This window comes from Sinorhizobium meliloti (assembly GCF_017876815.1).
Taxonomy (GTDB): domain Bacteria; phylum Pseudomonadota; class Alphaproteobacteria; order Rhizobiales; family Rhizobiaceae; genus Sinorhizobium; species Sinorhizobium meliloti.
Window position 1 is genome coordinate 999,470 of sequence record NZ_JAGIOS010000001.1, and the last position, 14,029, is coordinate 1,013,498.

At 64.4% G+C, this 14,029-nt stretch carries 17 protein-coding genes and 1 pseudogene; 12 read left to right on the forward strand and 6 right to left on the reverse strand.

Going from position 1 to position 14,029, the window contains the following annotated elements:
• Positions 1–10 precede the first annotated feature (10 nt).
• Positions 11–1,144, forward strand: a complete 1,134-nt coding sequence (locus JOH52_RS04790; protein ID WP_010968501.1) for a DUF1513 domain-containing protein — start codon at positions 11–13, stop codon at positions 1,142–1,144.
• Here the strand turns inward: JOH52_RS04790 and JOH52_RS04795 are convergent.
• Positions 1,093–1,644, reverse strand: coding sequence for a GNAT family N-acetyltransferase (locus JOH52_RS04795; RefSeq protein WP_015445544.1), 552 nt, complete (start codon positions 1,642–1,644; stop codon positions 1,093–1,095). The two genes, JOH52_RS04790 and JOH52_RS04795, sit on opposite strands and share 52 nt — an antisense overlap.
• Before the next feature lie 160 nt (positions 1,645–1,804).
• Between JOH52_RS04795 and JOH52_RS04800 the strand changes: the two genes are divergently transcribed.
• From JOH52_RS04800 to guaA, 3 genes are all read left to right on the forward strand, one after another.
• Positions 1,805–2,257: a PaaI family thioesterase gene (locus JOH52_RS04800; RefSeq protein ID WP_010968499.1), complete on the forward strand. Its 453-nt coding sequence runs from the start codon at positions 1,805–1,807 to the stop codon at positions 2,255–2,257.
• A complete protein-coding gene (locus JOH52_RS04805) occupies positions 2,254–2,892 on the forward strand; it encodes a 5'-methylthioadenosine/S-adenosylhomocysteine nucleosidase (protein WP_010968498.1) in 639 nt (212 codons plus the stop codon). Before JOH52_RS04800 ends, JOH52_RS04805 begins: the two co-directional genes overlap by 4 nt.
• A 106-nt stretch (positions 2,893–2,998) precedes the next feature.
• On the forward strand, positions 2,999–4,561 hold the full coding sequence (gene guaA / locus JOH52_RS04810) for a glutamine-hydrolyzing GMP synthase (RefSeq protein WP_010968497.1): 1,563 nt from the start codon (positions 2,999–3,001) through the stop codon (positions 4,559–4,561).
• Positions 4,562–4,590: 29 nt separating this feature from the next.
• On the opposite strand, the gene JOH52_RS04815 is transcribed toward guaA, so the two are convergent.
• The 3 genes and pseudogenes from JOH52_RS04815 to JOH52_RS04825 all read right to left on the reverse strand — a co-directional run.
• Positions 4,591–5,016: a type II toxin-antitoxin system VapC family toxin gene (locus tag JOH52_RS04815; protein WP_003529815.1), complete on the reverse strand. Its 426-nt coding sequence runs from the start codon at positions 5,014–5,016 to the stop codon at positions 4,591–4,593.
• Positions 5,016–5,258, reverse strand: coding sequence for a type II toxin-antitoxin system Phd/YefM family antitoxin (locus tag JOH52_RS04820; RefSeq protein WP_010968496.1), 243 nt, complete (start codon positions 5,256–5,258; stop codon positions 5,016–5,018). Before JOH52_RS04820 ends, JOH52_RS04815 begins: the two co-directional genes overlap by 1 nt.
• Before the next feature lie 46 nt (positions 5,259–5,304).
• A pseudogene (locus tag JOH52_RS04825) lies at positions 5,305–5,496 on the reverse strand (VirB8/TrbF family protein); the annotation flags it as partial.
• Between the two features lie 103 nt (positions 5,497–5,599).
• On the opposite strand from JOH52_RS04825, the gene JOH52_RS04830 reads away from it, so the two are divergent.
• The 6 genes from JOH52_RS04830 to ybaK all read left to right on the forward strand — a co-directional run bounded on the left by JOH52_RS04830 (position 5,600) and on the right by ybaK (position 9,983).
• Positions 5,600–5,929: a hypothetical protein gene (locus JOH52_RS04830; protein ID WP_010968494.1), complete on the forward strand. Its 330-nt coding sequence runs from the start codon at positions 5,600–5,602 to the stop codon at positions 5,927–5,929.
• A gap of 4 nt (positions 5,930–5,933) precedes the next feature.
• Positions 5,934–6,521 (forward strand): hypothetical protein, encoded by a 588-nt coding sequence (locus JOH52_RS04835; protein WP_010968493.1) that lies wholly within the window; start codon positions 5,934–5,936, stop codon positions 6,519–6,521.
• A 97-nt stretch (positions 6,522–6,618) separates the two neighbouring features.
• The gene (locus JOH52_RS04840; protein WP_014530018.1) at positions 6,619–7,680 is read left to right on the forward strand and encodes a succinylglutamate desuccinylase/aspartoacylase family protein; all 1,062 of its coding nucleotides are present in this window, start codon (positions 6,619–6,621) and stop codon (positions 7,678–7,680) included.
• A gap of 97 nt (positions 7,681–7,777) precedes the next feature.
• The gene (gene tatA, locus JOH52_RS04845) at positions 7,778–8,947 is read left to right on the forward strand and encodes a tyrosine aminotransferase (RefSeq protein WP_010968491.1); all 1,170 of its coding nucleotides are present in this window, start codon (positions 7,778–7,780) and stop codon (positions 8,945–8,947) included.
• A gap of 208 nt (positions 8,948–9,155) precedes the next feature.
• Entirely contained in the window at positions 9,156–9,506 is a 351-nt protein-coding gene (locus JOH52_RS04850) for an ArsC family reductase (RefSeq protein ID WP_010968490.1), read from the forward strand.
• 3 nt (positions 9,507–9,509) lie between these two features.
• Entirely contained in the window at positions 9,510–9,983 is a 474-nt protein-coding gene (gene ybaK / locus JOH52_RS04855) for a Cys-tRNA(Pro) deacylase (RefSeq protein WP_004435416.1), read from the forward strand.
• A gap of 291 nt (positions 9,984–10,274) precedes the next feature.
• On the opposite strand, the gene JOH52_RS04860 is transcribed toward ybaK, so the two are convergent.
• Positions 10,275–10,727 (reverse strand): MarR family winged helix-turn-helix transcriptional regulator, encoded by a 453-nt coding sequence (locus JOH52_RS04860; RefSeq protein ID WP_004435420.1) that lies wholly within the window; start codon positions 10,725–10,727, stop codon positions 10,275–10,277.
• A gap of 80 nt (positions 10,728–10,807) precedes the next feature.
• On the opposite strand from JOH52_RS04860, the gene JOH52_RS04865 reads away from it, so the two are divergent.
• Together JOH52_RS04865 and JOH52_RS04870 are read left to right on the forward strand one after the other, a co-directional pair.
• Positions 10,808–11,494, forward strand: coding sequence for a glutathione S-transferase family protein (locus JOH52_RS04865; RefSeq protein ID WP_010968488.1), 687 nt, complete (start codon positions 10,808–10,810; stop codon positions 11,492–11,494).
• Positions 11,495–11,564: 70 nt separating this feature from the next.
• Positions 11,565–12,821 carry an aminopeptidase gene (locus tag JOH52_RS04870; protein ID WP_013845013.1) on the forward strand — a complete coding sequence of 419 codons (1,257 nt, stop codon included), beginning with the start codon at positions 11,565–11,567 and terminating at the stop codon, positions 12,819–12,821.
• Positions 12,822–13,059: 238 nt separating this feature from the next.
• Here the strand turns inward: JOH52_RS04870 and JOH52_RS04875 are convergent, their stop codons facing one another.
• The gene (locus tag JOH52_RS04875) at positions 13,060–13,932 is read right to left on the reverse strand and encodes an EamA family transporter (protein WP_010968486.1); all 873 of its coding nucleotides are present in this window, start codon (positions 13,930–13,932) and stop codon (positions 13,060–13,062) included.
• Between the last annotated feature and the right edge of the window lie 97 nt (positions 13,933–14,029).

Sequence of the window (14,029 nt, forward strand, 5' to 3'; positions counted from 1 at the left end):
AGGAAATCGCATGAAGACCAATACCCTCATCGACCGCCGCAGCTTCGTTAAAATGGCGGGTGCCGCCTGGGCGGCGGCGCTTTCCCCCCGGGGCGCCTTTGCCCTGGAAAGGGCCGATGCCGTCTTCGCCTCGGCCTTCATGGCGCCGGACGGCAGCTACGGGGTCGCGACGCTCACGGAAGCGGGCGAGATCGTGGAGCGGAGGCTGCTGCCGGCGCGTGCGCACGGCATGACCTTCTCCCCGGCAAGCCGGCGGGCGGTCGCCTTTGCCCGGCGGCCGGGCACCTATGCCATGATCTTTGCGCCGGACGGCGCCGCCGAGCCGGTCGTCATCACCTCCGCCGAGGGCCGCCACTTCTTCGGGCACGGCTGCTTCTCGGCCGACGGCCGTCTGCTCTATGCGACCGAAAACGACTTCTCCGCCAATCGCGGCATGGTCGGCATCTATGACGGCCGCCGGGGTTTTGCCCGGATCGGCGAATTCCCGACTTACGGTATCGGCCCCCACGACATGACGTTGGCCGCCGACGGACGCACCCTCGCAATCGCCAATGGCGGCATCGAGACCCACCCCGATTTCGGCCGCACCAAGCTCAATCTCGACCGCATGCAGCCGAGCCTCGCCCTCGTAGACGCCGCGACGGGGGCGCTCATCGAGAAGCATGTGCTGCCGCCTGATCTCAACCGCCTTTCGACCCGCCATGTCGACATCGGCGCTGACGGACGTGTCTGGTTCGCCTGCCAATACGAGGGCGCGCGCAACGACCTTCCGCCGCTGGTCGGGCACTTCGCCAAGGGCGAGGACCTGACCTTCGTCGGTCTGCCGGAACGCACCACGGCGGCGCTCGCCAATTATGTCGGTGCCATCGCGGTCAACCGCCGCGACGGACTGGTCGGCCTCACCTCTCCCAAGGGCAACGTCGCCGTCACCCTGGACGCGAAAACGGGCGCCGTCCTCAGGGAGGAACAGGTAACGGACGCAGCAGGCGTTGCCGCGGCGAAGCACGGTTTTGCCGTCTCCACCTATGGCGGCCGGTTCGAGAAGCGCGTGAGTGCCGTCGCCTGGGACCAGCACATCGTCCGGCTCGGCGATCAGGTCGACGCACCGAAGTCCGAGAGCGTCACGAGATCATCCCAGCGATAAGCAACCTGATCCAGGCTTTCTCTGCCGACGCCGACCCGGCCCTCGCCCACCGCGCGGGCACCGAGCCGCTCGTAGAAGGCCCTGTTGGGGTTGTCTTTCAGCACCCAGGCAAAGAGCGACGTGCCCCCCGTCTCGCGGCAATGGGCGGCGACGCTGCGCACCAGGGCGGAACCGAGCCCGGCGCCATGGAACTCCGGCAGGAGATAGAGCTCGTAGAGTTCCCGATCGAAAGCGGGCGGCATGCCCCTGGCCTTGCCGTAATTGGCGAAGCCGATCACCCGCCCTTCGGCCATGTCGGCGGCGGCCATCATGAAGGAGCCCGGAAAGCGCATGCGCCGCGCGTGCCGGATGGCCTGATCTTCAACGGTCATGGCGTCGAGATAGGCATCCGCGATGATGCCGCGAAACGTCGCACGCCAGGTGCTGACCAGGACCGAAGCGATCATCATGAGATCGTCGGGAACGGCCGGCCGGATTTCGATGCGCCGGAAGCTCTTCATAGGCAACATATAGGTGTCGCCGCTTCGCCGCAAAACCATGAACGGCTGGAAATGATCGTCCCCGGTGCGTTTGAATTACGCTTGCCGCGCTGCAACCGGCATGCCAGTGTCCGGAAAACTCGCACAGTGGTGCTCCGAGGAAATCAAGGCCGGCCGACCGATGGATGAGAGCGATCCCCCCGACTTCAAGAAGCGCATCCGGGAAAGCTTCAGGCGACAGGCCGCCATGCGCACGATCGGGGCCGAGCTCACGCGCGTCGAGCCGGGAACGGTCGAGATCGAGCTGCCCTTCGATGCCAAGCTGACGCAGCAACACGGCCTTCTCCATGCCGGTGTGATTTCCGCCGCGCTCGATGCGGCGGGGACCTATGCCGGCTATTCGGTGATCGACCCCGAGGCATCGCTGCTGACGATCGAGTTCAAGGTCAATCTTCTCTCGCCCGGACGCGGCGAGCGGTTCCTGTTTCGCGGCGAGGTGACGAAGCCCGGCACGACCATCATCGTTTCCGACGGGCGGGCCTATGCGGTCAGGCCCGACGGACCCGCCAAGCTCATCGCCTCGATGACCGGAACGATGATGGTGGTGCGCGGACGCGAGGGTATCGAAGGATGAGTTTCGAGCTGAAGGCCGTAGCGGGGAGAAACATCCTCTATGTGATGGCCGTGGATGCGGAGTACGGCCCTTGCCTCCGTGGCCGGATCGTGCCGCTGATGACGGGCGTCGGACCGGTCGAAGCGGCCGTAAGCCTGACCCGGGCGCTTGCGGAGCTCGACGCCAAAGGCAGCCTGCCGGACCTCGTCGTGTCGCTCGGCTCGGCCGGCTCCGCGACGCTCGAACAGACCGAAGTCTACCAGGCGATCTCCGTCGCCTATCGCGACATGGATGCCTCTCCGCTCGGCTTCGAGAAGGGCGCAACGCCCTTCCTCGATCTGCCGGCGGTCGTCAAACTGCCGCTCAGCATTCCCGGCGTTAGGAAGGCCCGGCTTTCGACCGGCGCCGATATCGTCTCCGGCAACGCCTATGAGCAGATCGACGCCGACATGGTCGAGATGGAGACCTTCGCAGTCCTGCGCGCCTGCCAGGCTTTCGGCGTTCCGCTCATAGGGCTCCGCGGCATCTCGGACGGCAAGGCGGAACTGAAGCATGTCGGCGACTGGACCGAGTATCTGCACGTCATCGACGAGAAGCTTGCGGCCGCCGTCGACCAGCTGGAGGCGGCGCTGGAGAAAGGCGAGATCCAGCTCTGAGCGTTCTGTAGCGGATGCTTGATTGTCCGGGTGCAATGTTATCGTTGCGCCGGCAGCGGGCTTTCATTAAAGGCTCGCCATGATCAAGCTTGCTTGAAGGCCCGCTATGACCCAGACAGCCCATCCCGATACCGTCCTCATCGTCGATTTCGGCAGCCAGGTGACGCAGCTCATCGCCCGGCGCGTGCGCGAATCCGGCGTCTATTGCGAGATCGTGCCGTTCCAGTCGGCCGAGGAAGGCTTCCATCGTCTGAAGCCGAAGGCGGTGATCCTGTCCGGCAGCCCGGCCTCGACGCTGGATACCGGCTCGCCCCGCGCGCCCTCCGTCATCTTCGACAGCGGCCTGCCGGTCTTCGGCATCTGCTACGGCCAGCAGACCATGTGCGCCCAGCTCGGCGGCAAGGTCGAGAGCGGCCATCACCGGGAATTCGGCCGGGCCTTCCTCGAGGTCGAAAAGGATTGCCCGCTCTTCGACGGCCTCTGGTCGCTCGGTTCGCGCCACCAGGTGTGGATGTCGCATGGCGACCGGGTTACCGCATTGCCCGAGGGCTTCGAAGTCGTCGCCACCTCGTCCAATGCGCCCTTCGCCTTCATCGCCGATGAAAAGCGCAAGTACTATGCCGTCCAGTTCCACCCGGAAGTGGTGCATACGCCTGACGGCGCGAAGCTCATCGCCAACTTCGTCCACAAGATCGCCGGCATTACCGGCGACTGGACCATGTCGGCCTATCGCGCCAAGGCGGTCGAGGCGATCCGCAAGCAGGTCGGCGACAAGAAGGTGATCTGCGCGCTTTCCGGCGGCGTCGATTCATCCGTGGCAGCTCTCCTCATCCACGAAGCGGTCGGGGATCAGCTTACCTGCATCCTCGTCGACCATGGTCTGATGCGCAAGGACGAGGCGGCGAACGTCGTCGCCATGTTCAAGGAGCACTACAACCTCCATCTGCTCCATATCGACGCTTCCGATCGCTTCATCGGCGAGCTCGAAGGCGTCAGCGATCCGGAGACCAAGCGCAAGATCATCGGCCGTCTCTTCATCGAGGTCTTCGAGGAAGAGGCCAAGAAGCTCGGCGGCGCCGATTTCCTCGCCCAGGGCACGCTCTATCCTGACGTCATCGAAAGCGTCTCCTTCACCGGCGGCCCCTCGGTGACGATCAAGTCGCACCACAATGTCGGCGGCCTGCCGGAGCGCATGAACATGCAGCTCGTCGAGCCGCTGCGCGAGCTCTTCAAGGACGAAGTCCGCGTGCTCGGCCGCGAACTCGGCCTGCCCGAAAGCTTCATCGGCCGCCATCCCTTCCCCGGCCCCGGCCTCGCGATCCGCTGCCCCGGCGGCATCACGCGCGAGAAGCTGGAAATCCTGCGCGAAGCCGATGCGATCTATCTCGACGAGATCCGCAAGGCCGGCCTCTACGACGCTATCTGGCAGGCCTTCGCCGTGCTGCTTCCCGTGCAGACGGTCGGCGTCATGGGCGACGGGCGCACCTACGAATTCGTCTGCGCGCTGCGCGCCGTCACCTCCGTCGACGGCATGACCGCCGACTTCTACCACTACGACATGGAATTCCTCGGCCGCGCCGCCACCCGCATCATCAACGAGGTCCGCGGCATCAACCGCGTCGTCTACGACGTCACGTCGAAGCCGCCGGGCACGATCGAGTGGGAGTGAGATAAGAGGCTCCCGGCAGTCAGTCGCGATCAAACCATAAGTCGCGTCGGAACGCCGAGCGCTGGCCCCGCCTCGGCAAGTCGACGATCGAGTGTGTGAACCGTAGCGCCATGCTCCGACGCCACGGCAAGATGCAGCGCATCGCCGGCGCGAAGCCCGAGCATGTGTTGATCGGCGAACTTGGCGGCAGCCCGAAACTGTCCGCCCGTCACGGACAGCACGGTCAAGCTCTCGGCGACCAGCTTGTTGAATATCGCAAGCGCCGCGGCGCGCTGCTCCAGGTCGATCTGGCCGGTCCGCAGCTTGATCGCCATGGCCGAGGAAACCTCAGTGACGGTCCAGTCGCTTATCAGCAGTTCAGCCGGATCCTGCTCCGCCAGCCAGCCCTGGACACGCGGCGTCATCGCTTCGTTGGAAAGGGCCGCGACAATCATCGACGTGTCCAGATAGAGCATCAGTAGCGATCGTCATCCCGCATCGAACGCACCAGATCGGCGGCGCTGCCGGACTGTAGCGGCATGGTCGCCGTAAGCGACTGGAGCAGGGCTGCATCGATCCGCTTGCGCGGCCTGGCCACGGCCGTAAGCCGGGCGACAGGCTTTCCGCGCCGAGTGATTTCGATCGAATCCCCCGCCTCGACCCGATCGACAAGCTCACTCAGATGTGCCTTGGCATCCGCCAGATTGACTGCGTCCACGTCACCCTCCTGACCATGTAGATAGTCATATAGCGTGCTGACTTTAAGAATTCCAGTGAATGTCGCCGCCAGCGACGCGGAAACTATCGGCGAAGCGCGAATGACGCTGGTAACGTCCACGGCGATCTGCTGCTTGGCCGACCTTGGTGAAGGGATCGTTGGTGCGGGCGTAGTCGTTGAGCGCGCCCGCGCCGCGATCGAGGCGGACTTCCGCTGCCAGCAGCGCACTTTTCCTCATCCAGCTCTTAGCAGATCTTCGCTGAGGATATCCGTGCGACGGCCATTGTCTCGGAAACGCTACTATATAGTCTGGCTTCGCCGATGCCGCCGGAGAGGAGCCCATGGCAAAGCAGGAATGGAAATGGGTGAGGGTGAAAGCGCTATCCGATAACGACAAAGCCGACATCGCCACCGCATGCGAACGGTTCATCGCCGAGACACCCAAGCCGCGACTGCTGCCGGAAATTCGCCCGACGAAATTCAATTACCCACTCGACATCTTTGGCAGGTGGCGAGGCAGCAAGTACAGCTTTCGCGAAAGTCACCAGGAAGCCGCTCGATTGCTCGCGCGCATCGGCGGCTTGCGTGGCGCGGCCGAGCAAACCATCTATGTGGAATCGCTGAAGACGCGCTATGGCCGCAAGCCCAATTTCATGAAGCTCTTAGGGTGAAACCGTGCGGCGCTCCGAGATAGACAGCCAGAATCGATATCTTCTCAAGCTGCAGCATGATTATCGCCTGGCGGCGGATATCGTCGCCCGCGCGTGGGCCGAGTTCCCTGAAGTTCAGGCGATCGCCGTCATCGGCTCGGTCGCAAAGCCGCTCTGGAAGGAGGTCCCTCGCTTCAGGGAGTTCCGCCGCAGCGGCATCGAGGTCTGGCACGAATGCGGTGATCTCGACATGGCGCTCTGGCTCGACACGCAAGAGCGGCTCGCCGAGCTGCGCAAGGCATGCGCCCGCTCCTTGCGCCAGGCATTCGAAGCCGGAGCCGGTATGAGTGTTCCGGACAACAGGGTCGATACCTTTTTGTTCGAGCCGGGAAGCGATCGCTATCTCGGTCGCCTCTGCCGCTACAACGAGTGTCCCAAGGGCAAACGCGATTGCCTCACGCCCGGTTGCGGTGCGGTTCCTTTCAACCAAATCATCCCCGGATTTGCGCCCCGGGCCGATCTGCTGGCGCCGGCGCGATATGCGATGCTCTACAAGCGCGGCGTCGGCGTGCTGCGCTCGGCTCTCGACCTTCCGACGGTCGAAGAGGATTGAGATCGGCGGCAGCTACGGCCTACAGCCGTTGTCGGGGCTTGCAAGACGACGATGCCAAGCCTCATAACCGGTTTTCCGAATTTGAGGACGAGACGAAGTGGACATTTCCGAGATCATCATCGCCGGCGATACGCCGGGTGTCGAATGGCGGCTGCCGGTGTTCCGGTTCAAGGGGGCAAGTGCTGCGGCGCCGCGCACCTATATCCAGGCGGCGCTGCATGCCAACGAACTGCCGGGCACCGCGCTTCTGCATTTCCTGCTTGAGAAGCTCCGCCAGGCGGATGAGGACGGCGCTATTCTCGGCGATATCACCATCGTTCCGCAGGCAAATTCGATCGGCGCCGCGCAAGCGCATTTCGGCGAGCTGCAGGGCCGCTTCGATCTCGGCTCGCGCACCAACTTCAACCGCGACTTCCCGCTGATCTCCCTTGGCGAGCGTGACGGCCTGCTCGATGAGCCGGACCGATATTCGGCCATCGATCGATTGAAGCGGCACCTTCTCGACATGGCGCTCGGCGCCGAGCTGGTGCTCGATCTTCATTGCGACGACGAGGGGCTGCAATATGCCTATATCGACGAGGCCTTCTGGCCGGAGGCCGCCGACCTTGCCGCGGCCCTCGATATGGAGGCGGTGTTCCTCTCCGACGGGCAAAGCTCAGCCTTCGAGGAGGCGGTCGCCCATGCATGGAAGCACGAGAGCGAAGGCGAGCGCAGGACCGCCCTGCCCGGCCGCCTGTCGGTGACCGTGGAACTGCGCGGCACGAGCGACGTCTATCCGGACATTGCGCGCAAGGACTCCGAGGGCATGTTTCGCTTTCTTGCCGGCCGCGGAGTCGTTGCGAGCACCGGCGCCGGCCTTCCGGCTTTCGCCGGCAAGGCCGTGCCGCTCGACAATATCGAGATGATCCGCGCACCGGAGGCCGGTGCTATCCTCTTCCACCGCAATATCGGCGACAGCGTCGAGGCCGGGGAACTGCTGGCGACCATCCTGGTCAGGCCCGGCGTACCGGGGGGCACCGTCGAGATCCGGGCGCCGCAGGATGGGCTCATCGTCACGCGCGTCTCCACCCGTCTCGCCCGCCGCCGGTCCGACCTGATGAAGATCGCCTGCGCCGAGCCTTCGCGTGCGGCGCGAAAGCCGGGGGCGCTGGAGGCCTGAGGCTGTCGTTTCGACCGGTCGCGGCGCGGAACCCGCTTGCCTTTCCGGCTGGGGGAAACGACTATGATCCGATCCACTGCTCCACAAGGAATACCGGATGTTCGACGCCCTCGCCCGCCAAGCCGACGATCCCTTGCTGGCCCTGATCGGCCTGTTCAGGAAGGATGAGCGCCCCGGAAAGGTCGATCTCGGCGTAGGAGTCTATCGCGACGAGACCGGACGCACGCCGATCTTCCGGGCCGTCAAGGCGGCGGAAAAGCGGCTTCTCGAAACACAGGACAGCAAGGCCTATATCGGCCCCGAAGGGGACCTCGTCTTTCTCGATCGGCTCTGGGAACTCGTCGGCGGCGACACGATCGAGCGGAGCCATGTTGCGGGCGTCCAGACGCCCGGCGGCTCCGGCGCGCTCCGTTTGGCGGCGGACCTCATCGCCCGCATGGGCGGCCGAGGCATCTGGCTCGGGCTGCCGAGCTGGCCGAACCACGCGCCGATCTTCAAGGCGGCCGGGCTCGATATCGCCACCTACGACTTCTTCGACATTCCGTCGCAGTCGGTCATCTTCGATAATCTGGTGAGCGCGCTGGAAGGCGCCGCATCCGGCGATGCGGTGCTGCTGCATGCAAGCTGCCACAACCCGACCGGCGGCGTCCTGAGCGAAGCACAATGGATGGAGATCGCCGCGCTGGTGGCCGAGCGCGGCCTGCTGCCGCTCGTCGATCTCGCCTATCAGGGGTTCGGCCGCGGCCTCGACCAGGATGTCGCGGGCCTCCGGCATCTTCTCGGCGTGGTCCCGGAAGCGCTCGTCGCGGTTTCCTGCTCGAAGTCCTTCGGGCTTTATCGCGAGCGCGCGGGCGCGATCTTCGCGCGGACCAGCTCGACTGCCTCGGCGGACAGGGTGCGCTCAAACCTCGCGGGCCTCGCACGCACCAGCTATTCCATGCCGCCGGATCACGGCGCAGCCGTCGTGCGGACGATCCTTGACGACCCGGAACTCAGGCGCGACTGGACGGAGGAGCTCGAGACGATGCGGCTCAGGATGACGGGCCTCCGGCGGTCGCTTGCCGAGGGACTCCGCACCCGCTGGCAGAGCCTCGGCGCAGTCGCCGATCAGGAGGGCATGTTCTCCATGCTGCCGCTTTCCGAAGCGGAGGTTATGCGGCTCAGGACCGAGCACGGCATCTATATGCCGGCATCCGGCCGCATCAACATCGCCGGGCTGAAGACGGCGGAAGCCGCCGAGATTGCCGGCAAGTTCACCAGTCTCTGATCTCTAGATGACGATGCTTTTAGGCCGGGTCGACCTAAAAGCATGAACGTGACCGGTTCCGATAGGTCAGAGCGGGATGCGGGCGGAAAACCGCACACACTTTTCCTCATCCCGCTCCTGTCCTGTCTCCTGTCCTGTCTCCAGGTCTTTTCCGACGCGCGGCGCCCGGCTATGTCTTCCCGCATCTGGAAGAGCGGGAAGATTCGGCATGACGGTTACGATCTACGGCATCAAGAACTGCGACACGATGAAGAAGGCCCGGAACTGGCTCGACAGCCGCGGCACTTCCTACGATTTCCACGACTACAAGGCGGAAGGCATCGATCGTGCGCGACTCGAGCGCTGGTGCGCCGAACTCGGTTGGGAGACGCTGCTCAACCGCTCGGGCACCACCTTCCGTAAGCTGGATGAGGCCGACAAGCGGGACCTGACGGCCGACAAGGCGATCGCGCTGATGCTCGAGCAGCCGTCGATGATCAAGCGCCCGGTGCTCGAGGCCCACGGCAAGCTGCTCGTCGGCTTCAAGCCGGAACTCTACGAAGCCGAATTCGGGGCGTAGACCATGTCGAAGACAACCCGGGCGACGCAGGCCCTCGCAAAGGCCGGCGTCATTTTCACCGTTCACAGCTATGACTACGATCCCGGCGCCGAACGCGTCGGACTGCAGGCGGCGGAGGCGCTCGGCGAGGACCCTTCCCGTGTGCTGAAGACACTGATGGCCGAGGTGGACGGCAAGCCGGTCTGCTGCATCGTGCCCTCGGACCGGGAGGTGAGCATGAAGAAGCTCGCCGCAGCCTTCGGCGGCAAGTCGGCGAGCATGATGAAACCGGCGGACGCCGAGCGGCTCACCGGCTATCACGTCGGCGGCATCAGCCCCTTCGGGCAAAGAAAGACGGTCCCGACTGCGATAGAGGAAGCGGCCCTTGCCGAAGCGCTGGTTTTCATCAATGGCGGGCAGCGCGGCCTGCAGGTGCGGCTTGCGCCCAAGGATGCGCAAGCCGCATTGCGTGCGGTTGCCGCATCTCTGATCGCCTGATTTCTTTAAAAGGACTGGGACCTGTGGACACTTATGGATAGGGTTTTGACGGCCCAAATTGCGAGGGACTTTCGTGGAAAATCCGGCGCCGCAGGCCGTCCGCCTGCAAGCCGGATTTTTCGCGACAAGGCACCGCAATATGGGCCGCCCGAAGGGTTTTGCACAAATCGCCCACTGCCGGCGGCTTTTCCCTTGCAAAGGGGGCAACCCTTTGCTGCGGAAAAATCCTTGGCATTGACCGATTTGTGCAAAATCAAACCCCTATCCATAAGTGTCCACAGGTCCTAGGTGTCAGCCGAGCCTTGAAAGCAGAGAGGCAAGCGCGCCTGCCTCTTCTTCGCCGAGCTTTGCGCCGACGTGACGCGCGATCGATGGCCCATAGGTCTGCCACATGCGCTCCCGCATGGCACGGCCCTTCCCGGTGACGACCACCCAGCAGCCGCGCGCGTCCTCGTCGAATGCCTCTCGCTGCACGAGGCCTTCCTTCTCCAGCCGGTCGATCAGGCGGGACAGGTTGTATTGGGCAAGCAGCGTGCGGGCTTCGATCTCGAAGGGGCGCAAACGGCCGCCTTCGGCCTTCACGAGCTCCCACAGCACGTCGTACCAGCCAAGCGGCGGCAGGCCCGCCGCCTTGAAGTCCCTTTCGATGGCCGAAAGCGCGCGTCGCTGCGCCCGCATCAGACCGATCCATGCCTCCGTCGCGGCAGCGGTCGGCTCGCTGCTATCCGTCCTCTTCACGCCCATAGATGCACTTACATCTATATTGACGGGTTTGGCAAGCTGCGTTATATGCAGGTGCATCTAAATACAGACAGGAGACGACCATGACGGCGCAGCTCACCCTGATCAGCCACCATCTCTGCCCCTATGTGCAACGCGCTGCGATTGCGCTGCACGAAAAAGGCGTACCCTTCGAGCGCGTCGATATCGATCTCGCCAACAAGCCCGACTGGTTCCTGAAGATCTCGCCGCTCGGCAAGGTGCCGCTGCTTCGCATTTCACAGGATGGCGGCGAAGCGATCCTCTTCGAGAGCACCGTCATCTGCGAATATCTGGAGGAAACACAGGCCGGACCGAAGCTGCACCCCGCCGATCCGCTGGCGCGGGCACGCCATCGCGGCTGGATGGAGTTCGGCTCCGCAATCCTCTCCGACCTCTGGGTCTACGAAACAACGCAGGACGGCGCCACGCTCGAAGCCAAACGCAACGTGCTCAAGTCGAAGTTCGCGACCGTCGAGGCGGAACTCGGCAGCGGCCCCTATTTTGCAGGCAGCGCCTTCAGCCTTGTCGACGCCGTCTTCGCGCCGATCTTCCGCTATTTCGACGTGTTCGACACGATTTCCGACAGCGGCGTCTTTCAGGGCCTGCCGCGCGTCACCGCCTGGCGCGAGGCGCTGGCCGGGAGGCCGAGCGTGAAAGCCGCGGTCGGCGAGGACTACCCGCAGCGGCTGATGGCCTTCCTCGAGAAGCACGAGGCAGCGCTGCTCAAGACGGAAAGGGTGGCTGCCTGAAGGAGCTTCTGTTTTCGGCGGAACCGGTCTAAAACCGCTGACATCCGCAAGAAGACGCGCAGGAGCAGCCATGAACGCCCCCCTCCAATCCACAAGGAATCCAATCGATCCGGTCAAGCTCGAAAAGCTCGCCGAGGTCGCCATCAAGGTCGGTTTGCAATTGCAGAAGGGCCAGGATCTGGTGATGACCGCGCCGATCGCGGCGCTGCCGCTCGTGCGCCTTATCACCAAACACGCCTATATGGCAGGCGCCGGACTGGTGACGACCTTCTATGCCGACGAGGAAGCGACGCTTGCCCGCTATGCCCATGCGCCGGACGAGAGTTTCGACCGCGCCAGCGACTGGCTTTACGAGGGCATGGCCAAGGCCTATGCGGGAGGTGCTGCGCGCCTCGCCATCGCCGGCGACAACCCGATGCTGCTTTCGGCTCAGGATCCGGCGAAGGTCGCCCGCGCCAACAAGGCGAACTCGATCGCCTACAAGCCGGCGCTCGAGAAGATCTCCAACTTCGACATCAACTGGAACATCGTCTCCTATCCGAACCCCTCCTGGGCGAAGCAGATGTTCCCTGACGATCCCGAGGCGGTTGCCGTGGAAAAGCTGGCAAATGCCATCTTCGCCGCCTCGCGCGTCGACGTCGGCGATCCGATCGCCGCCTGGAAAGAGCACAATGCCAATCTGCACCGCCGTTCGGCCTGGCTGGACGAGGAGCGCTTCGCCGCGCTGCATTTCACCGGCCCCGGCACCGACCTCACCGTCGGGCTGGCGGACGGCCACGAATGGCATGGCGGCGCCTCGGTCGCCAAGAACGGCATCACCTGCAATCCGAACATCCCGACGGAAGAGGTCTTCACTACGCCGCATGCGCTGCGCGTCGAAGGCCATGTGTCGAGCACGAAGCCGCTCTCCCATCAGGGCACGCTGATCGACAATATCCAGGTGCGCTTCGAAGCCGGCCGCATCGTCGAGGCCAGGGCGTCACGCGGCGAGGAGGTGCTGAACAAGGTGCTCGACACCGACGAGGGCGCCCGAAGGCTGGGCGAAGTGGCGCTGGTGCCCCATTCCTCTCCGATCTCGGCCAGCGGCGTCCTCTTCTACAACACCCTCTTCGACGAGAACGCCTCCTGCCACATCGCGCTCGGCCAGTGCTATTCGAAGTGCTTCCTCGACGGGGCGAGCCTCAGCCAGGAGCAGATCCGCGCCCAGGGCGGCAATTCGAGCCTGATCCATATCGACTGGATGATCGGCTCGGGCGAGGTGGACATCGACGGGGTTCGTGCGGACGGCGCCCGTGTGCCCGTCATGCGCAAAGGCGAGTGGGCCTGACACTACGGGGCCGATGAGCCCCTCAACCGCCTGCCGGCACCTTCTCCCCGCAGGCGGGGAGAAGGGACAAGCGGCCCCAACTGAACCCCGCACTCACCGCCCGCCCGAGGGAGCGAACGGGCGCGGCATATCCCTTCTTGCTTCCTTGTGTTCGTTACGCCGGCTTGTTGCCGCCAAGCGTGGAGACGGTTCCCGCCAGAGGAGTATATGTCCCTACTAGCTCGCTCGGGGGAGAGGGTTAGGGGGCGGCTGCCGCGCGGCGAGCGGTCTGTGCGTACTGGCTCATCCACACGCTTGCGAAGACGGTTGCGATCCCAAGCACCTGCACTGCCGTCAGCTGCTGATCGAGCACGCCCCAGCCGATGAGAATCGCGACGACGGGGCTCAAGAAGCCGAGCGGCGAAACCTGGGAGGGTTCGAGCCGCGACAGCCCCCGGAACCAGAGAAGGTAGGTGAAGGCGGTGCCGATCAGGCCGAGATAGGTAAAGCCCATAATGTTTGCGGCAGTGAGCGGCGGCAAAGAGGGTTCCAGCAGGAAGGTGACCGGCACCAGAAGCAGCCCGCCGGCCGCCAATTGCCAGGCGGTGAAGGTGAGCGGCGAGACCGGCGGCGTCCAGTGTCGGCTCAGCACGGTGCCGAAAGCCATGGAGACGGCGCCTGCCAAGCCGGCCGCGACGCCCACCGGATCCAGCGCCGCTTTTGGCGTCAGCACCAGGAGCGCGACCCCCGCCATGCCGGCAATGCCGGCAACGACGCTCAACGCCCGGGCCGGCGAGCCGAGAACGATGCGCGACAGGACGATCACGATCAGCGGCTGAATGGCTCCGACGGTTGCGGCTACACCGCCGGGCAGCCGGTAGGCGGATACGAAAAGCATCGTTTGAAAGAACGAGAAGTTGAGCGCGCCGAGCACGAAACTGCGCGCCAACCACACACCCGTCGGCATCTGCCGGACGACAAGCAGCAGCAGCAGTCCTGCCGGAAGCGCCCTCAGCATTGCGACCGTGACCGGGTAACCGGCCGGCAGGAATTCCGTTGTGACCAGATAGGTACTGCCCCATATGGCCGGCGCTATGGCCGTGAGCAGAATTTCGGTGCTGCGCGTACCCATCTCTTCACCTCAAGAATCTTTAGATCAAGATAACTCTACTCCAATGTATCTTGACGTCAAGATACATGGAGGCTACGACTTCGGGAAGGTCGAAACG